General features: G+C 62.0%; 18 protein-coding genes and 1 tRNA gene. 8 read left to right on the forward strand and 11 right to left on the reverse strand.

Annotation, left to right across the window (positions count from 1 at the left end):
* Positions 1–44 precede the first annotated feature (44 nt).
* The 3 genes from N2597_RS18630 to N2597_RS18640 are packed head-to-tail and all read left to right on the forward strand — an operon-like array spanning position 45 to position 2,691.
* Positions 45–623: a TRAP transporter small permease gene (locus N2597_RS18630; protein WP_077992057.1), complete on the forward strand. Its 579-nt coding sequence runs from the start codon at positions 45–47 to the stop codon at positions 621–623.
* Between the two features lie 4 nt (positions 624–627).
* Positions 628–1,908: a TRAP transporter large permease gene (locus N2597_RS18635; RefSeq protein WP_077992059.1), complete on the forward strand. Its 1,281-nt coding sequence runs from the start codon at positions 628–630 to the stop codon at positions 1,906–1,908.
* A gap of 9 nt (positions 1,909–1,917) precedes the next feature.
* Entirely contained in the window at positions 1,918–2,691 is a 774-nt protein-coding gene (locus N2597_RS18640) for a FadR/GntR family transcriptional regulator (RefSeq protein WP_077992060.1), read from the forward strand.
* A 34-nt stretch (positions 2,692–2,725) separates the two neighbouring features.
* Here N2597_RS18640 and N2597_RS18645 read toward each other — a convergent pair whose 3' ends face one another.
* Together N2597_RS18645 and N2597_RS18650 are read right to left on the reverse strand one after the other, a co-directional pair.
* Positions 2,726–3,886, reverse strand: coding sequence for a CobW family GTP-binding protein (locus N2597_RS18645; RefSeq protein ID WP_183598569.1), 1,161 nt, complete (start codon positions 3,884–3,886; stop codon positions 2,726–2,728).
* 28 nt (positions 3,887–3,914) lie between these two features.
* Positions 3,915–5,048, reverse strand: a complete 1,134-nt coding sequence (locus N2597_RS18650) for a D-alanyl-D-alanine carboxypeptidase family protein (protein ID WP_077992066.1) — start codon at positions 5,046–5,048, stop codon at positions 3,915–3,917.
* A gap of 157 nt (positions 5,049–5,205) precedes the next feature.
* Between N2597_RS18650 and N2597_RS18655 the strand changes: the two genes are divergently transcribed.
* Positions 5,206–6,369 (forward strand): M20 aminoacylase family protein, encoded by a 1,164-nt coding sequence (locus N2597_RS18655; RefSeq protein WP_183598571.1) that lies wholly within the window; start codon positions 5,206–5,208, stop codon positions 6,367–6,369.
* Between the two features lie 158 nt (positions 6,370–6,527).
* Positions 6,528–6,604: transfer RNA gene (locus N2597_RS18660), tRNA-Arg, on the forward strand.
* A 34-nt stretch (positions 6,605–6,638) separates the two neighbouring features.
* Here the strand turns inward: N2597_RS18660 and N2597_RS18665 are convergent.
* Both N2597_RS18665 and N2597_RS18670 read right to left on the reverse strand, forming a co-directional pair.
* Positions 6,639–6,884 carry a DUF982 domain-containing protein gene (locus N2597_RS18665; RefSeq protein WP_004679623.1) on the reverse strand — a complete coding sequence of 82 codons (246 nt, stop codon included), beginning with the start codon at positions 6,882–6,884 and terminating at the stop codon, positions 6,639–6,641.
* 92 nt (positions 6,885–6,976) lie between these two features.
* Positions 6,977–7,495, reverse strand: a complete 519-nt coding sequence (locus N2597_RS18670; protein WP_183598573.1) for a DUF2937 family protein — start codon at positions 7,493–7,495, stop codon at positions 6,977–6,979.
* 163 nt (positions 7,496–7,658) lie between these two features.
* Between N2597_RS18670 and N2597_RS18675 the strand changes: the two genes are divergently transcribed.
* Positions 7,659–7,922: a hypothetical protein gene (locus N2597_RS18675; RefSeq protein ID WP_096762000.1), complete on the forward strand. Its 264-nt coding sequence runs from the start codon at positions 7,659–7,661 to the stop codon at positions 7,920–7,922.
* A 104-nt stretch (positions 7,923–8,026) separates the two neighbouring features.
* Entirely contained in the window at positions 8,027–8,179 is a 153-nt protein-coding gene (locus N2597_RS18680; RefSeq protein ID WP_009994881.1) for a hypothetical protein, read from the forward strand.
* A gap of 95 nt (positions 8,180–8,274) precedes the next feature.
* Here the strand turns inward: N2597_RS18680 and N2597_RS18685 are convergent, their stop codons facing one another.
* Both N2597_RS18685 and N2597_RS18690 read right to left on the reverse strand, forming a co-directional pair.
* On the reverse strand, positions 8,275–8,565 hold the full coding sequence (locus N2597_RS18685) for a BON domain-containing protein (protein WP_009994883.1): 291 nt from the start codon (positions 8,563–8,565) through the stop codon (positions 8,275–8,277).
* 62 nt (positions 8,566–8,627) lie between these two features.
* Positions 8,628–9,281, reverse strand: coding sequence for a hypothetical protein (locus N2597_RS18690; protein WP_096762117.1), 654 nt, complete (start codon positions 9,279–9,281; stop codon positions 8,628–8,630).
* A gap of 369 nt (positions 9,282–9,650) precedes the next feature.
* Between N2597_RS18690 and dxr the strand changes: the two genes are divergently transcribed.
* The gene (gene dxr / locus N2597_RS18695) at positions 9,651–10,841 is read left to right on the forward strand and encodes a 1-deoxy-D-xylulose-5-phosphate reductoisomerase (RefSeq protein ID WP_096762001.1); all 1,191 of its coding nucleotides are present in this window, start codon (positions 9,651–9,653) and stop codon (positions 10,839–10,841) included.
* Between the two features lie 3 nt (positions 10,842–10,844).
* Here the strand turns inward: dxr and N2597_RS18700 are convergent, their stop codons facing one another.
* The 5 genes from N2597_RS18700 to N2597_RS18720 all read right to left on the reverse strand — a co-directional run bounded on the left by N2597_RS18700 (position 10,845) and on the right by N2597_RS18720 (position 16,971).
* Positions 10,845–11,930 (reverse strand): ABC transporter ATP-binding protein, encoded by a 1,086-nt coding sequence (locus tag N2597_RS18700; protein WP_183598575.1) that lies wholly within the window; start codon positions 11,928–11,930, stop codon positions 10,845–10,847.
* Positions 11,931–11,941: 11 nt separating this feature from the next.
* Complete coding sequence (locus N2597_RS18705) at positions 11,942–13,864, reverse strand: glycoside hydrolase family 127 protein (RefSeq protein WP_183598577.1); 1,923 nt, start codon at positions 13,862–13,864, stop codon at positions 11,942–11,944.
* A 15-nt stretch (positions 13,865–13,879) separates the two neighbouring features.
* Positions 13,880–14,743, reverse strand: a complete 864-nt coding sequence (locus N2597_RS18710) for a carbohydrate ABC transporter permease (protein ID WP_183598579.1) — start codon at positions 14,741–14,743, stop codon at positions 13,880–13,882.
* On the reverse strand, positions 14,740–15,657 hold the full coding sequence (locus N2597_RS18715) for a carbohydrate ABC transporter permease (RefSeq protein ID WP_183598581.1): 918 nt from the start codon (positions 15,655–15,657) through the stop codon (positions 14,740–14,742). The genes N2597_RS18710 and N2597_RS18715 overlap by 4 nt, the downstream gene beginning before the upstream one ends.
* A 75-nt stretch (positions 15,658–15,732) precedes the next feature.
* The gene (locus N2597_RS18720; RefSeq protein WP_183598583.1) at positions 15,733–16,971 is read right to left on the reverse strand and encodes an ABC transporter substrate-binding protein; all 1,239 of its coding nucleotides are present in this window, start codon (positions 16,969–16,971) and stop codon (positions 15,733–15,735) included.
* Positions 16,972–17,000 lie beyond the last annotated feature (29 nt).

The raw sequence follows: 17,000 nt of genomic DNA on the forward strand, positions 1-17,000 counted from the left end.
CTCTCTGTAAGGGAGAGCGTCCGCCCGATTTCGACGAGGCCTGCATGTCGAATAACCTGATCCCCGTCACCAACTTCCTGGCGCGCCTAAGCAACGCTGCCTTGTGGCTCGCCGGCGGCGGCCTGATCCTGATGACGGTCTTTGTCGCCTGGCAGGTATTCTGCCGTTACGTATTGAACGACTCGCCGAGTTGGACGGAGCCGGGCTCGGTCATGCTGATGAGCTGGTTCATCTTCCTGGGCGCCGCCGTCGGGATCCGGGAAAACAATCATCTTGGTTTCGACGTGCTGCTTTACGTCCTGCCAAAATCAGGAAAGCGCGTCCTGCGCATGATCTCGGACGTCGTCATTCTCGCATTCGGCGCCGGCATGATTTGGTATGGCGGCGCGCTCATGAGCCTGACCTGGAACACGACCCTGCCGTCGCTGGGCATTTCCGGCGCGTTCGATTATCTGCCGCTAGCCGCCGGCGGCGTCCTTGCCGTGATCTTCTCGCTGGAGCGGATTGTGCTGCGCCTCGCTGGTGAGCCGATCGACGACGTGCTGGATGAAGTTCTGCCGGCAGAGATTGCCGTCGAGATCGAAAACATCCAAGCCGACCCGAACGCCAAATTGAAAGTGTAGCGCGATGGAACTGTGGATTCTGTTCGGTGTTTTCACCGCCCTAATGCTGATCGGCACTCCGATTGCCTTCTGCCTCGGCGTCGCCAGCTTCGCTACGGTGCTATACATGGGCCTGCCGCCGCTCGTCATCTTTCAACGGCTCAATTCCGGCATGAGCGTCTTCTCGCTGCTTGCCATCCCCTTCTTCATCTATGCCGGTGACCTGATGGTGCGCGGCGGCATCGCCAGCCGCATCGTCGCCTTCGCCGCATCATTAGTGGGGCATGTGCGCGGCGGCCTCGGCCAGGTCAATGTCGTCACTGCGACGCTGTTCGGCGGCATTTCCGGTTCGGCGGTGGCAGAGGCCGCAGCCGTCGGGGGGCTGATGATCCCGCAGATGAAGCAGCGCGGCTATGGTGCCGACTACGCGGTCAACGTCACCTCGATGGCGGCACTGATCGCGCTGCTCCTGCCGCCTTCCCACAATATGATCATCTATTCGATCTCCGCCGGCGGCAAGATATCGATCGCCGATCTGTTCACCGCCGGCGTCCTGCCTGGCCTGTTGCTCGCAGCCGCACTCATGGTGACCGCCTACATCGTCGCACGCTCCCGCGGTTATCCAACGGAACCGTTTCCCGGCTTGGTCATGGTGGCTCACCTGCTCGCCGTCGCGGTACCCGGGCTTCTGCTGATCGCCATCATCTTCGGCGGGGTGAGGTCCGGTGTTTTCACAGCGACGGAAAGCTCGTGCATCGCTGTGCTATACGCGCTGCTGGTAACTCTCTTCGTCTACCGGCAGATGAGCTGGAAGGACTTCGTCCACGCGACGCAGGGCGCCGTGCGCACGACGGCAATGGTACTCCTGATCATCGGCACCGCCGCCGCTTTTTCCTGGCTGATGGCCTTCCTCAAGGTGCCCGCTTCGCTGGTTATCTGGATGAAGAGCGTCGCCGACGACCCGCTGACGGTGCTGCTTCTGCTCAATGTGCTGATGCTGGTGCTCGGCACCTTCATGGACATGGGACCGACCATCATCATCTGCACGCCGATCTTCCTGCCGGTGGCACAGGCTTACGGTGTCGATCCGGTGCACTTCGGCGTGATCATGATCCTGAATTTCGGCATCGGGCTGAACACCCCTCCTGTCGGCGCCGTGCAATTCGTGGCCTGTGCGGTCGGCAAGATTTCGGTCTGGGAGGCTATGCGCTCCATCTGGCCGTTCTACGGCGCCGGTCTCGTCGTGCTCGGTCTGGTCACCTACATCCCGGCGATTTCGCTGTGGCTGCCGGCTGTGTTCAAATAGGAGGGCCACATGGCGGCCGATACAGCCGTTGAATTAAGGATCGAGCGAAGACCGAAACTCTCCGAGGGCGTGGTTTCGGCGATCCGCGCCCAGGTCTTGTCCGGGGGTTACGCGCCGGGCGAGAAGCTGCCGACGGAATCACGAATGGGCGAGCTTTTCGGCGTCAGCCGGACTGTTGTCCGCGAGGCGATTGCAACCCTTGCCGCCGATGGCCTCGTAGAGGCGCGGCAGGGCGCCGGCGTCTTCGTCAAAAATCACCCAACGATCGCCTTCGGCGCGATCAGCCTCGATGTGGGAAACAAGATTTCGCATGCACTCAACGTCATCGAGGTACGCATGGGACTGGAGATCGAAAGCGCCGGACTGGCCGCGCTGCGACGTAATGCAGCTCAGGAAGCGCAGATCCACGAAGCCTTCTTCGAGTTCGACCGGCTGCTCGAGCGTGGCGAGGCGACCGGCAAGAGCGACTTCGCCTTTCACCGAGAAATCGCGGCTGCCACGAACAATTCATATTATGTGGAAGTTCTCGATGCGCTCGGCATGCGGGCGATCCCCTGCGACATCGCCTCGCCCTGGGGCACGGACAGCACGCTGTCGCGCGATTATCAGGAAGGCCTGCAGCGCGAGCATTTGGCAATCCTGAAGGCGATTTCGGCCGGTGAGCCGGAAGCCGCCCGCGCCGCCATGCGCGCCCACCTGACCGCGAGCCAGGAGCGCTATCGCACGCTGCTGAGCGGCCAGCAGGCAAGATGGCTTTCAGGCACCCGTAAACACAACAGCTGAAGACGATCGCGTCACAACAAAATGCTCCGGCGGTTTAGATCCGCATGCCGGGAATGGCCAGCGGATTGTCCGACAGCGCCGCACGATCCGGCATATCGATGCGCGGTTTGCCGAGGAAAGCGTCGAACAGATCCTTGACGAAGGCTTCCGGCAGATCCCGGGTGATCAGCACCATGCGTGTGCGCCGGTCGTTGGGGTCCGGCCAGGCGGCAAGCCGCACCGGCGGATGGAAAATGCTCTGCACGCCATGCAGCACCAGCGGCCGTTCCGGCCGGTCGGAGACGGAAACGATCGCCTTCATCCGCAGCAGCTTCTCGCCATGGGCCGAGCGCAGGAGATCGATGAACATCTCGAGCGCCATCGGATCGATCGGCTTCTCCTCGATGATCGAGAAAGAGCGGATCGAGGCATTGTGACGATTGATGTCGTGCGGATCCTGATGAGCCTCACCGCCATGATGGTGGTGATGATGATGACCGTGATCATGATGGTGATCGTGGTCATGGTTGTGGTGCGCCGCGTGTGCATCCTCGTCCTGCAGCCAGCGGCCGACATTGGCGATCTTCGTCGCCGGATCATAGAGGCCGTTGACCAGCATCGCAGCACTGCCCGCCTCAGTGCTGTCGGCATCCATCATCGTCGCGCGTGGATTGAGCGCCCGCAGGCGCTTTTCCAGCCTGTCCGTCGCCTCGGCCATCGTCCTTTTCGAGACGATCAGCCGGTCGGCGACGGCCGCCTGTTTGCGCGCTTCCTCGTGATTGTCGAGCGTCTGCAGGCCGTTGACCGCATCGACGACGGTCACGACGCCGTCGAGCTCGAAATTGGTGGCGATGACGGGATTGCCCATGATCGCCTGCATGACCGGTGCCGGATCGGCAAGGCCGGTCGTTTCGATGACGACGCGTTTCACCGGCTTGACGCGGCCGGTCTGCACGGCATCCATCAGGTTCGCCAGCGTATCGACAAGCTCGCCGCGCACGGTGCAGCACAGGCAGCCGTCGGAGAGCTCGATGATCGAATCGCCGGAGCTTTCGACCAGCAGATGATCGATGCCGACATCGCCGAACTCGTTGATGATGACGGCCGCGTCCTTCATCGCAGGGTCTTTGAGGATGCGGTTGAGCAGCGTCGATTTGCCGGCGCCGAGAAAGCCGGTCAGGATGGTGACCGGAATCCTGTCGTTGAGCGCGCTCATCTCATTTTACCTTGAAAACGATCTTGCCTTAGAACGAAGTCGGACGCGGCATCGGCACCGGCACGTTGGCGACAGCTCCGGCCGCATCGCCGGTTGCTACTTTTTCCGGCTGCTGCGCCGGCTGCGGATCCTGCCCCGGAATGAGGCCGGCGAAGACGAATTGCGGATCGTGGTCCATTTCCAGAATATAGGGTGAGCTCACCTTCATGCGGCCGACCTCGTCGCGCGTTTCGCTGCGTATCTTGGCGCCCTTGGCGCTGCAGATATCGGCGGTAATGTCGGTCACCTGGTCCTGTCCCTGTCCGTAAGGCTTCAGCGAACCGAGCGTGTCATTGCCGGGAAACTGGGTGGTGAAGCCCTTCTGCAAAAGGTTCGCCGTCGCATCGGCGCGCGCTGCCAGGCTGTCGGTGCCGAGCACGACGGAGACGAGGGTGCGGCCGTTGCGGGTCGCCGAACCGATCTGGTTGAAGCCCGAGGCACAGATGAAGCCGGTCTTCATGCCGTCCGCGCCGGCGAAGCGGCCGATCAGCATGTTGAGATTCGGCACGTTCTGCTGGCCGGTGGTAAATCCCTCCAGCGAGAAATAGCTGGCATATTGCGGAAAGTCGCGGCGCAGCGCCACCGTCAGCACCGCAAGGTCGCGCGCCGTCGTATATTGTCCTTTGCCCGGCAGGCCGTTCGGGTTGACGAAATGCGAATCCGTCATGCCGAGCTTCAGCGCCTCGCCGTTCATCCGCGTCACGAAGCCTTCCTGCGTGCCGCCGACGGCTTCGGCAACCGCAACCGCGACGTCGTTCGCCGATTTCACCAGCAGGATCTTCAACGCGCTGTCGAGCGTCAGCTTCTGGCCGGGCTTGAAATACATCTTGGCGGCCGGCTGCGCGGCGGCGCGCTTGCTCATGACAATGGGCGTATCAAGGCTGATCTGGCCGGCGCGGATCGCATCGAACACGGTATAGACCGTCATCAGCTTGGTGAGCGAGGCCGGGTACCACTTGCGGAAGGCTTCCTCATGCTCCAGCACGCGGCCGGTCTGGACGTCGACGAGAATATGCGGATTGGCCTGAGCGAGCGAAATAGAGGCGAGAAAGGCGGCAGTCGCGGCGACTGTGAAACCCAACGGCCGCATGGCGGCAAACAAACGGAAGTGGCTCGTCGACACGGTTCGTCCTTCAGATGTCCGGAAAATCTCGCAACCTTCCTCTATCTAGCCTATATGGCTATGACATGGCAAAGGTCATTGAAGAAGTAATTTCCAAAAGCCTCACACCCTTGTGATGCGATCAAGATTGTCGGGATTTCATAACAGGAACGCCAACATGCCGATTTTGAACAGAGCCGCCGAATTGCAGGATGAAGTCGCCGAATGGCGCCGTCACATTCATGCCCGGCCCGAGCTCCTCTTCGCGGTGGAAAATACGGCCACCTTCGTTGCCGAAAAGCTTAAGGAATTCGGTGTCGACGAGATCGTCACCGGCATCGGCCGCACCGGGGTCGTCGGGCTGATCAAAGGCAAGGGCGAGGGCCGCCGCACCATCGGCCTGCGCGCCGACATGGACGCCCTGCCGCTGACCGAGATATCGGGCAAGCCCTGGGCCTCGAAGACGCCGGGCAAGATGCATGCCTGCGGCCATGACGGCCATACCGCGATGTTGCTCGGCGCCGCGAAATATCTGGCCGAGACCCGTAATTTCAACGGCAATGTCGCCGTCATCTTCCAGCCCGCCGAAGAAGGCGGCGGCGGCGGCAACCTGATGGTCAAGGACGGTATGATGGAGCGCTTCGAGATCGAAGAGGTCTACGGCATGCACAATCTGCCCGGCCTGCCGGTCGGCCAGTTCGCCACCCGCAAGGGCGCGATCATGGCGGCCACCGACGAATTCACCGTCACCATCAAGGGCCGCGGCGGGCACGCCGCCCAGCCGCATCGGACGATCGACCCGATCGCCATCGGCGCCCAGATCGTCGCCAATCTGCAGATGATCGCCTCGCGCACCGCCGATCCGATCAGCTCGGTCGTCGTCTCGGTGACCAAGTTCAACGCCGGTTTCGCCCATAATGTCATTCCGAACGATGCGACCTTCGCCGGCACGGTCCGCACCCTCGACCCGGACGTGCGTACGCTCGCCGAGACGCGCTTTCGGCAGATCGTCGAGGGCCTTGTCGCAGCCCACGGCGCCGAAGCCGAGATCAGCTTCAACCGCAACTACCCCGTCACCATCAACCACCCCGACGAGACCGAGCATGCGGTCGCCACCGCCAGCGCCATTGCCGGCGAGGGCAACGTCAATGCCGAGATCGATCCGATGATGGGCGGCGAGGATTTTTCCTACATGCTGAACGCCCGCCCCGGCGCCTTCATCTTCATCGGCAACGGCGACAGCGCCGGCCTGCACAACCCAGCCTACGACTTCAACGACGAAGCCATCGCCCACGGCATCTCCTATTGGGTCCGCCTCGCCGAACAGCGCCTAGGGCTCTGAAGCGCGTCGCGATCTTTCCGATCGCTCCTCGCGCTTTAGGTTTCTTGTTCTTACGCACGTCGCTATCGCAAAACCGCCGCGCACTTTTGCGCGACGTGCTTCGGCAACAATTAAGGCTTGGCTTCCCGCCAAGCCTTTTGTATGCATGGCATGCAAGTGGTCCCGTAGCTCAGCAGGATAGAGCACCAGATTCCTAATCTGGGGGTCGCGCGTTCGAATCGCGCCGGGATCACCAGTCTTTCAAGCGCTGAGCCAGATCGCGCATTGCCTCACACCTTGATCGGAATTCCAGCCTCGATTGCAGCCTCGATGAAAGCCTGTCGCGCCTCCTCGCGGCTTCGCTTTCCGGAGATGACATCGGCGCATACGGCACAAGCCCGATCCAGGGCGGGGCCCTCGTCTGTCGGCCAATCTTCAATCAGCGCCCATGTCGCAGCCTGGGTGGTTTGTATCACCACCCATTGATCCGGACCTTCAAGGGCGATCGTCACCGGCTTCTTCCAGATGGTCTGCATTCCTTTGGCCTTCCTTGACTGCTGCGGTCGTAGTTAGACCGATAAATCTCGTCTTGCAAATCAGCGCCGACTGCATTGCTTCCCCTATCGGTTCAAGGTGCGTGGGGAGAAGCTCGCCGGCCGCGCACAACCCGCTGCACGCTATATCCCAGCAGCGCCGCAACTACCCAAGCGCTGACAAAACCAATCGCACCCCAGACGAGGCCTGCGAAGCTGACCGGCACGCCGGGCACGAAATCCCGCCAGGTATTGGCGAAAACGACATCATCCGGATTGCGCAGGAGCACGAACGGCTTGGCGACGGGGGCGGCGGTGCCGAGTTTCAGTTGCTGCGACAGCAGCGTCTCGTAGCGTGCGATCGTGCTTTGCATGGAGACGCCGCGGTCGCGCAGGAAATCGTCGGAAGATTGCGCATAGGTGTTCAGCGCCTGCTGGCGATCGAGCTGGTGCTCGGCCGCCTGCCTGTGGAAATCCTCGACAATGACGCGCAATTCGTCGATCGCTCCGCCGATTCGCTGGCGATATTGCTGGGCGAATTCAGGCGCCTGCGAAAACACCGTGCCGCCGGCAAGCCCGGCGGCGATGGCGATGATCCTTGCAATCGGTCCCATGATCGATGCCTCCGGCTGTTCCCTGCGCTAACGATCCGCGGCCGCAAAGGTTGCTTTCGACACAATCGGTAACGCTATGTGATTGAACCGGCGACACTTCCGGCGAGTTGACGCCATGACAACCGAGTTGCTCCCATGAGCAATTGAGAAAGAGAGGCTCGTCATGAAACAGTTCATCCTCGCCTGCACACTCGCCGCAGCGTCCGTTTTGTCAGCCATGCCGTCCCAGGCGGCAAGCGTGACCATCACCACGGATGATGCGCGCCCCTATTACCGCGATTCGGAACGTCCCTATTACCGCCACCACAGCCCCTATTACCGCCACGACATGCGGCGGCGTTACGTTTCCCGCGATTGCTTCACCAAGACCGAAAAGATCCGTCGCCACGGTGATACGGTCATCAAGGAAACTCGAATCTGCCGATAAGGCAAAGCCCGGCCGATCCCTTTCGGCCGGGATTTTTCACTGATCTCCACGGTAAGGAACTTCGCAAACCCAGCCGCGTTTAGCGCGAAATGGGAGTACCCGCCATGCGTATCAAGATGACCGTTCTGGCATTCGCCTATGTCGCCGTCTGCGCTCTGCTTCTCGCCATCGCCTACCAGCCGCAGGGGCAGGTGGCTGCCGCGAAGACCGATCGGCCGGCCGGCTCGTCTTTTCTCGTCGAGCGCTTCGCCGGTTGATCTCCGGCCCGAGAGAGGCCACCGTTAAGGCAGCGCGGCCAGCGACCGCACCATATCCACCGGGCTCCTTCCAAGGCGATGGAGCACCCTCACCATCAATGCGTGCCGTCCAGGGACGATCCGCCGAGGAGGATCCGGTTCTGAACGCGATGCACGCCCTCGACGGCCATGGCGACCGCGGTCGCCCGTTCGATCTCGCCGACTGTGCCGACCGTGCCGCTGAGCACGATCTGGTCTTTTTCCATTGTCACCTCGACATCGGACGCATCGATGCCGCCGGCAATCGCCAGCGCATTGGCGACGGCCGCCTCGACCGACGCACGATTGGCGATTTCGGCCTCCATTTCAGGCTCGAGCCCGTGAAATGTCTGCTCCTTGAAAACCATGACCCGTTCCTCTGTGAAATCTTGAAAGGAAACGCCTGCCGGTTGGTTTTGGTTTCAGCCTGTTACCAGTTGAGGCGATAGCGCAGATTGACGCTGCCGGCCTCGTCCTCCGAAAACGGGTTGTTCATCGATGCATCGAGATTGAGGTTCGGCAGGATCGTCTGACTGACGCCCACCGAACTGGAGAAGTCGCCGCTGGCGTTGCTGAGGCCGGCGCCGGCCGAGAGCGAGGTTCCTGTCCAGGGATGGATGAGTTTCAGCGCCTGCGACGCCGTCACCGAGGCCTGCCGGGCATCGACCGGATCGTAACCGATGCTGACGGAGCGGCTCGATTGCATGTCGAGCGAATCCGACAGGATCCAGCTGCGCGAACGGCTGAGCGTCAGCGCGCCGCTGCCGCGAAGTGTATCGACGCTGACCTTCGCACCCCGCTGTGATTGGCCGGCCGGCGTGACCTCCGTTCTCACGATTCTGCCCCAGAGCATCGCCTGTTCGGAATCGGGGAGCGGCGCGCCGCCTTTCGTCGCTGCCAGTGCGATGTCGGCGCCGGCGCTTGTTTCCCATTCCGCCGGCAGACGAAAACCCATTGTCGCCTTGTACGACCGCTCCGAAAGCTTGGCGGGCGACCAGATCAGCAGGTCGTCTGCCTTTGCCACCGCGGGGAGCGAAAAGGGCAGCACGGCGAAAAGAATGCAGGCTATCTTGAGTATCTTCATGTGACCCGATCGTTGGACAAGCTTGCTCGCCGAACGGCGCGATGCCGCAGCAAAAGTACGCATAGCGAACCCGCAAGGGAGCAGCGCGGCCAAGCCGTCCATCCCAATGTCATCCTCGATTTAAAGTGTGGCCGAAACGGCCGACGGCAGCCAGGTGCCTGTTCAATGGACGCCGCGGCGCCCTTGGATACCCATGCGACCATGAGCGGCCGCCTGAGACTCATTCCCTCAGGAACGTCGCCAGGATCACATCTCGCCGCCGCTCTGTAAACCCCTTGAGGGCGGAAATCTGCTGCACTGCACACTTGCCGCACCTTCCAAACCCTAGTAGAGCCTCAGCCTACGAGACAAATTTTCGCGAAATTCCACATGACGACCGGCAAAACCGCCCCGCGGCGCCTCAGCATCTTCGGTTCGACCGGCTCGATCGGCCGCAACACGCTCAATGTCGTCGAACACCTGGGCGGACGAGACAGCTTCGAAATTTCCGTGCTGACCGGCAACGGCAATGTCGAATTGCTGGCCCGGCAGGCAAAAGCATGGGGCGCGCGACTGGCGGTGACAGCCAGCGACCGGCATTACGAATCGCTGAAGAGCGCGCTTTCCGGCAGCGGCATCGCGGTCGCCTCGGGAAAATCAGGCCTTATGGAAGCCGCCGATCGCGAAGCCGACTGGGTGATGGCGGCAATCGTCGGCACGGCGGGTCTCGCGCCGACACTCGCCGCCGCACGCCGCGGCGCCGATATCGCCCTTGCCAACAAGGAATGCCTCGTTTCGGCCGGCGATCTCTTCTTCAAGGCGATCCGTGAAGGCGGCGGCAGGCTGCTTCCCGTCGACAGTGAGCACAACGCCATCTTCCAGGTGCTGGAGGAAAACCAACGCCATGCCATCGAGCGCGTCGTGCTGACGGCCTCGGGCGGGCCCTTCCGCACCGCCTCGCTGAAGGAAATGGCCGGTGTGACGGCGGAAACCGCGCGGGCCCACCCGAACTGGTCGATGGGATTGAAGATCTCGATCGACAGCGCCTCGATGTTCAACAAGGCGCTGGAGATGATCGAAGCGCGGCATCTTTTCAGCCTCACGCCCGAGCAGATCGAAGTCATCATCCATCCGCAATCGATCATCCATTCGATGGTCGGCTATACCGACGGATCGGTGCTGGCCCAGCTCGGGGCGCCCGATATGCGCACCGCCATCGGTTATGCGCTGTCCTTTCCGCGCCGGCCGAACCTGCCGATCGAGCGGCTCGATTTCGCCAAGCTCGCCCGGCTGGATTTCGAGGCGCCGGATGAGCTGCGGTTTCCGGCCTTGCGGCTCGCGCGCCTGGCGATGACGCGCGGCGGCGTTCAGGGTGCGGTACTGAACGGCGCCAAGGAAGTGGCGCTCGAAGCCTTCATCGAAGGGCGGCTGCCGTTCCTCGCCATGGCCGAGATTACCGAAAGGGTGATGGACGATCTGGCCGGCCTGCCGCCGGCCGCCGAGATGGACGATGTCTTCGCCGCCGACAGGCAGGCCCGGCAGAGGGCTGCAGACCTCATGAAACTGGAGATCGCCGGCTGAAGGTTACCGCAGCCGGTTGCCAGCCTCACCGAACAACCGGCAATCCGGCGGTTCGAACAGCAGGCTGACCTCATCGCCGGCCGCGATGCTGACCGGTGAACGATGCTCGACGGTCAGCGATTGGCCGTCGCCGAGCTGACAGTAGAGATATTGCGTTCCCCCGAGATATTCCGAGAAATCGACCGTCGCCGTCAGCCTGCCCGACCGATCTGGCGCCACCTTCAGATGCTCCGGCCGCAAACCGAGCGTTACTGCGCCTCCCACCGGCCGGCCGGTGCAGGACAAGCGGGTTTCAATGAGGACGCCGGCGACCTCGACCAGGCCTTCCCCCGCAGAGCGGGCATTCAGGAGGTTCATGCGCGGCGAGCCGATGAAGCCCGCCACGAAGGTATTGGCGGGATCTTCGTAGATCTGCCGCGGCGTTCCGGCCTGCTCGACCCGACCGTCGCGCAGCACGACGATCTTGTCGGCAAGCGTCATCGCCTCGGTCTGATCGTGGGTGACATAAATCATCGTGTTGCCGAGTTCGCGGTGCAGGCGGGCGATCTCGATGCGCATGGAAACGCGCAGCTCCGCATCGAGATTGGAGAGCGGCTCGTCGAACAGGAAGACATCGGGCTTGCGCACGATCGCTCGGCCGATCGCCACGCGCTGGCGCTGGCCGCCGGAAAGCTGTCCAGGCCGCCGGTCGAGAAGGTGGTCGATTTTCAGGATCGCCGAGGCGGCCTTGACGCGCGTCTCGATCTCGGCGGCGCTCGTGCGCGCCATCTTCAAGCCGAAAGCGAGATTATCCCGCACGCTCATATGCGGGTAGAGCGCGTAGGACTGAAAGACCATCGCAATGCCGCGTTCGGATGGATCGAGATCGGTGACGAGACGTCCCTTGATCTCGATCTCGCCGTCGGTGACGTCTTCGAGGCCGGCGATCATGCGAAGCAGCGTCGATTTTCCGCAGCCGGAAGGTCCGACGAAAACGACGAATTCGCCCTCATCAATCGTCAGATCGATCCCGTGGACCACTTGCAGACTGCCATAGCTTTTTCGCACGTCCTGAAGGACGACGCTTTTGTTGCCCATACCGTTCGTCATCCCCAAACGACCTATTTGCCCGACTGGACCCAGACGAGCATCTCTCCGGGCGCACGGTTGTCCCACAGATGATAGGGCACGAAGCGCGCCGTGGCGACCCGCCGTTCGGCCGGCGCCTGGCGGTAGAGCGGTGTTCCCCAATTCGACGTCTCCTCGCGCTCGACCTTGAGATCAACGGCGACGGCATCGTTGAGGTCCTTCAGCACCACGGTTTCGGCGGCCGGCAGCGCGCGCGGCAGGACGATGGCGTTGAGATCCTCGCCATTGTCAGTCGTTTCCACGCAGTAGACGAGCGGGCCGCGCATCAACGCGACGCGGCCGGCATCCTGGCGCACCTTCGGATTGGCATATTGCGGGCGAAGCGAAAGCGGCAGGTGAAGGGCGACGCGATCGCCATCGGCCCATTGCCGATCGATCCTGGCATATCCGTCACGAATATTGGCGCCGAGGTCGAGCATCGTTCCGTTGACGCTGAGGCTTGCGCCCTCCGCCCAATCGGGAATGCGCAGCGACAGCGCGAATACCGCCGGATTCTTCATCCTGGTGGAAAAGGCCACCGCGCCGTCCCATGGATAGTTGGTGGTCTGCTCCAGTTCCACTTGCGTGCCGTTGGCAAGCTTCAGCCGCGCGGTGCTCTCGCCATAGAGATGCACGGCGATCTCGTCGTCGGCAACGGCGTACATATACGAGCCGATCGACGTCACCAGCCGGGCGATGTTGGGCGGGCAGCAGGGGCAATGGTGCCACTTCCACCGGTGGTGCTTGCCCGCGCTTTCGAGCGGGTTGTCATAAAAGAAGGTCTTGCCGTCGGTCGAAAGCCCGGGCAGCGCGCCATTGTAGAGCGCCTGTTCCATGATGTCGGCATAGCGGCGATCCGGACCGCGTCCGAGCATGCGGCTCGCCCAGAACACCAGACCAACGGAGGCGCAGGTTTCCGCATAGGCCGTGGCGTTGGGCAGGTCGTAATAATCGGTAAAGCCTTCATTCGACGCGGCCGGGCCGATGCCGCCGGTGATGTACATCTGCTTAGTCGTCAGATCGTCCCACAGCGTTTCCAGCGCCGCCGTCAGGCTGTCGTCCCTGTATTCGGTGGCGATGTCGGCCATGCCCGAATAAAGATACATGGCGCGCACGGCGTGGCCGACGACTTTTTTCTGCTCGCGCACCGGCTGGTGCGCCTGCCCATATTCATAGGTCTTCTGATGATAATCGGACAGGCTGCGGCCGTCACGAACGGCCTCAGCCGTGAAGAAATGCGGCTCGGTGCCGCGTTCGTCGATGAAAAATTTCGACAGATCGAGATATTTCTTCTCGCCGGTGACGCGGGCGAGTTTGACCAGCGCGAGCTCGATCTCCTCATGGCCGCAATAGCCCGGGATCTGGCCTTGGCCATGGCCGAAAACCTTGATCATGTAATCGGCATAACGGCACATGATGTCGAGCAGCTTGCGCTTGCCGGTCGCCTGATAATAAGCGACCGCCGCCTCCATCAGGTGGCCGGCGCAATAGAGCTCGTGATGATCGCGCAGGTTGGTCCACCGCCGCGATGGTTCGACACGCTGGAACCAGGCGTTCAAGTAGCCGTCCTTGTCCTGCATCCGCTCATACATGTCGATGATCTCATCGGCGCGCGCCTCGAGCTTCGGGTTCGGCCGGCGGTAGAGTGAATAGGCGATGGTCTCGATCGACTTGCCGAGGTCGGAATCCCAGAACATCTGCGTCGTCCCGCCCCAGGGCTGAATGGGAATGACGACACCGGGGCTCGGCTGATTGACGTCGATCGCCTTGAGCATGCCGGCCTCGACGCAGCGGTCGAGCAGCGTCTCGGCGGTGGAATTGCAGACGGCATCCTGCCATTTGCCCCAGAAGCCGCCGAGATCGACATCGGGAACGGCGACGGGACGGAACTGGCGGTCATTGCTTGATTTGGTCATGGCCTCAACTTTCTCTCATTTCACCGCGCCGGCCATCAGCCCGCGCATGTAGTAGCGTTGCAGGAGCAGGAAAACGATCAGGCATGGGATCGTCATGACGATGACGCCGGCCTGGACCGCTCCCCAATTGATGGCGCCGAGGCGGCCGGCGCGGACCGCCGTCATCAGCACCGGCAGGGTGTATTTCTCGTTGCTGGAGAGCAGCACCAGCGCGGCGAGAAACTCGTTCCAGGCATTGAGGAAGGCAAAGATCGCCACCGTCGCGACGCCGGGCAGAACCAGCGGCAGGAGAACACGCGCCAGCAATTTGAGATCGCGCGCCCCGTCGATGCGGGCGGCCTCCTCGATCTCCTTCGGCACGGCGTCGAAGGCGTTGCGCATCATGAAGACCGAGAAGGGCAGCTGCAGCGTCACATACACGAGTGTGAGCCCGAGCAGCGAATTGTTGAGGCCGAGCTTTGCCAGGATGATGAAGAGCGGCGTCAGGATCGACTGGAACGGGATCATCAGCGTGGCGATGATCAGCACGAAAAGCACGTTCTTCATCGGAAAGCGATAGCGGGAGAAACCGTAGCCGGCGAGCAGGCTGACGAGAACGGTGAGCACCACGGTGGCGACCGAAACGAACAGCGAATTGATCATGTGCCGCCAGATGCCGGCGCCGAACGTATCGAGCAGCGCGTAGGCATCGAAGCTGACGGCCGATGTCGGCCATGGCGGCAAAGGCGGCAGGCTGGATTCGGCTCCCGGCCGGAAGGAGGCAAGCAGCGTGATCGCGAAGGGGGCGAGGAAAAAGATCGAAATCGCAACGCCGGTGAGATGATAGGCCGATTTCGTGCGGGCAGCCTTGCGCACGCGCCGCTCTTTCGACGTGGTCATGGACGCTCCTCCCCGACGCGCAGCAGCCAGAGCTGCACGATGCTGATCGCCACTAGGATTGCGAGAAGCGCGATCGATAGCGCCGCGCCATAACCGAGGTTGAACGACACGAAGGACTGATTGAAGATGTAATAGACCACCGAGATCATCTTGTTCTGCGGTCCGCCCGACGTCATGATGTAGAACTGGTCGAAGGCGAGGATCGAGCCGGTAACCGAGACGATCAGCGCGAGGGCGATCGTCTTGCGCATCAGCGGCAGCGTCAGATGCCGGAAACGCTGCCAGCGGCCGGCGCCGTCAATGCGGGCCGCCTCCGTCAGTTCGGACGGAATGGCCTGCAGCCCGGTCAGCAGAATGATCATGGTGAAACCGGCGATCTTCCAGACGACCATCACCACAACAGTCAGGAACGCGGTATCGAAGGTCGCCAGCAGATTGGGGCTCTTTTCCAGAAGGCCGAGCGCCTTCAAGGCCGGGCCGATGAAGCCGCTATCGACATTGGCAAGCCAAACCCAGAGCAGCGAGGCGGTGGCAAGCCCGACGACGACAGGCAGGAAGATGATCGTGCGATAGGCGCTGACGAACTGCCGTTCCTTTTCGACAAAGATAGCCAGCGGAAAGGCAACCGCGAAGATCGCGATGGTGACGATGATCGTGTAATAGGCAGTGAAATTCAGTGCCGACATGAACCGCGTGTCGTTGACCATGCGGTAATAATTGTTGAAGCCGATCCAGCGCGAAGCCCCCATCAGCGGCCAGTTGTGCAGGCTCATCCAACCCGTGAAGAGGGCCGGCATGACGAAGAAGACGATGACGAGCGCCATAGCAGGCGCGATATAGGCAAAGCCGCGCCAGTTCGATCTGCGCCGTCGCTTTCGCCGAGGCAATAGGGTGTCCGAACCGGAACCGGTCATCGAAACGCTCCGCATCTGTCAATCGGAATTGGCCGGGAAGCTGCCACCGCTCCCCGGCCGCGGCCGTGGGAGAGTTTACTGGCCGCTATCGATGATCGATTGCATTTCCGACTGGGCGCTCGAAAACGCGCCGTCGACATCGTCGCCGAAGATGGCGGCGTTGGTGAAGCTCGCCCATGGGCCATTGGCGCTGTTGATCAGGTCGTTGAACTGCAGCGTATAGGGCGTCTTGGCGACGCTGATTGCCTTCAGGCCGACCTGCATGCGCGGATCGAGGCCCTCCAGCACCTTGTCGGCGATATCGCCGCGCGTCGGCAGGCTGCCATATTTCGCCATGATCTTCTGGCCGTCCATCGAATAGATATATTCGAGGAACTCCTTCACCGCGTCGATCTTCTTCGTTCCCTTGGTGATGACGAAGTTGTCCCCGCCGGCAAAGGACGAAGGTTTGCCGTCGACGCCCGGAATGAGGGTGACGCCGAAATTGATCTCGGGATGCTGGGTCACCAAAGTCCCGATGGCAAAGGCGCCGAGGCTTTGCTGCCCGATCTTGCCGTTGGTGAAGGTCAGGAAGTTCGTGCCGTTGTCGCTGGCCGCACCCGCCGGCACCAGATCCTTCTTGACCATGTTGCGGTAGATATCGACCGCCTTGCGCATCTGAGGCGTATCGAGCGTTGCCGTCTTGCTGTCGGCCGACAGGATGTCGGCGCCGGCACCCCAGACGAGCGGCGTAAAGGTGAAGATCATGCAGCCGCCGCAGCCGCCGCCGGAGAAATAGAAGCCGTAAGTGTCGTCACCCAGCGCCCGGATCTTCTCGGCGTTGGCGGTGATTTCATCCCAGGTCGCCGGCGCTTTCTCCGGGTCGAGACCGGCCTTCTTGTAGAGATCCTTGTTCCAGGCGAAAACCGAAGTCTCGACCGAGAGCGGCAGACCGTAGATCTTGTCCTGATAGGTGCCGAGGCGGACATGCGACGGCGACAGCGAATTGAAATAGGGAAGCGATTTTGCCCAGTCCGTCAGGTCTTCCAGCTGGCCGGCCGCGGCAAAGGCGGGATTATAGATCAGATCCATCGACAGCGCATCGGGCGCTTGCCCGCCGGCGATTGCGGTCGCATATTTCTGCACCAGTTCGGAGAACGGCACTTCGGTCATCACGACCTTGTTCTCATGGCTGGAATTATAGGCTTCGACGACCTTCTTGAAGGCGTCGCCGATCCCCGAGCGAACCCACATTTCGACATTTTCGGCAGCCAACGCAGCCGAAAACAGGCACAAGGTAGCGATGCCGGTCGCCGCCAATAGACGCTTGATCATGACATTCCTCCCAATATGGCGCATCTCCT

It is taken from the genome of Rhizobium sophoriradicis, from assembly GCF_025200795.1.
GTDB classification, from domain to species: Bacteria; Pseudomonadota; Alphaproteobacteria; order Rhizobiales; family Rhizobiaceae; genus Rhizobium; species Rhizobium sophoriradicis.

Bases quoted from the DNA above. Each gene is read 5' to 3' on its own strand.
- N2597_RS18700 (WP_183598575.1), bottom strand. From the start codon at position 11,930: ATGACGAACGGTATGGGCAACAAAAGCGTCGTCCTTCAGGACGTGCGA.
- N2597_RS18710 (WP_183598579.1), bottom strand. From the start codon at position 14,743: ATGACCACGTCGAAAGAGCGGCGCGTGCGCAAGGCTGCCCGCACGAAA.
- N2597_RS18645 (WP_183598569.1), bottom strand. From the start codon at position 3,886: ATGAGCGCGCTCAACGACAGGATTCCGGTCACCATCCTGACCGGCTTT.
- N2597_RS18680 (WP_009994881.1), top strand. From the start codon at position 8,027: ATGCGTATCAAGATGACCGTTCTGGCATTCGCCTATGTCGCCGTCTGC.
- N2597_RS18690 (WP_096762117.1), bottom strand. From the start codon at position 9,281: ATGAAGATACTCAAGATAGCCTGCATTCTTTTCGCCGTGCTGCCCTTT.
- N2597_RS18670 (WP_183598573.1), bottom strand. From the start codon at position 7,495: ATGGGACCGATTGCAAGGATCATCGCCATCGCCGCCGGGCTTGCCGGC.
- N2597_RS18655 (WP_183598571.1), top strand. From the start codon at position 5,206: ATGCCGATTTTGAACAGAGCCGCCGAATTGCAGGATGAAGTCGCCGAA.
- N2597_RS18675 (WP_096762000.1), top strand. From the start codon at position 7,659: ATGAAACAGTTCATCCTCGCCTGCACACTCGCCGCAGCGTCCGTTTTG.
- N2597_RS18715 (WP_183598581.1), bottom strand. From the start codon at position 15,657: ATGACCGGTTCCGGTTCGGACACCCTATTGCCTCGGCGAAAGCGACGG.
- N2597_RS18685 (WP_009994883.1), bottom strand. From the start codon at position 8,565: ATGGTTTTCAAGGAGCAGACATTTCACGGGCTCGAGCCTGAAATGGAG.
- N2597_RS18720 (WP_183598583.1), bottom strand. From the start codon at position 16,971: ATGATCAAGCGTCTATTGGCGGCGACCGGCATCGCTACCTTGTGCCTG.
- N2597_RS18640 (WP_077992060.1), top strand. From the start codon at position 1,918: ATGGCGGCCGATACAGCCGTTGAATTAAGGATCGAGCGAAGACCGAAA.
- N2597_RS18635 (WP_077992059.1), top strand. From the start codon at position 628: ATGGAACTGTGGATTCTGTTCGGTGTTTTCACCGCCCTAATGCTGATC.
- dxr (WP_096762001.1), top strand. From the start codon at position 9,651: ATGACGACCGGCAAAACCGCCCCGCGGCGCCTCAGCATCTTCGGTTCG.
- N2597_RS18705 (WP_183598577.1), bottom strand. From the start codon at position 13,864: ATGACCAAATCAAGCAATGACCGCCAGTTCCGTCCCGTCGCCGTTCCC.
- N2597_RS18665 (WP_004679623.1), bottom strand. From the start codon at position 6,884: ATGCAGACCATCTGGAAGAAGCCGGTGACGATCGCCCTTGAAGGTCCG.
- N2597_RS18630 (WP_077992057.1), top strand. From the start codon at position 45: ATGTCGAATAACCTGATCCCCGTCACCAACTTCCTGGCGCGCCTAAGC.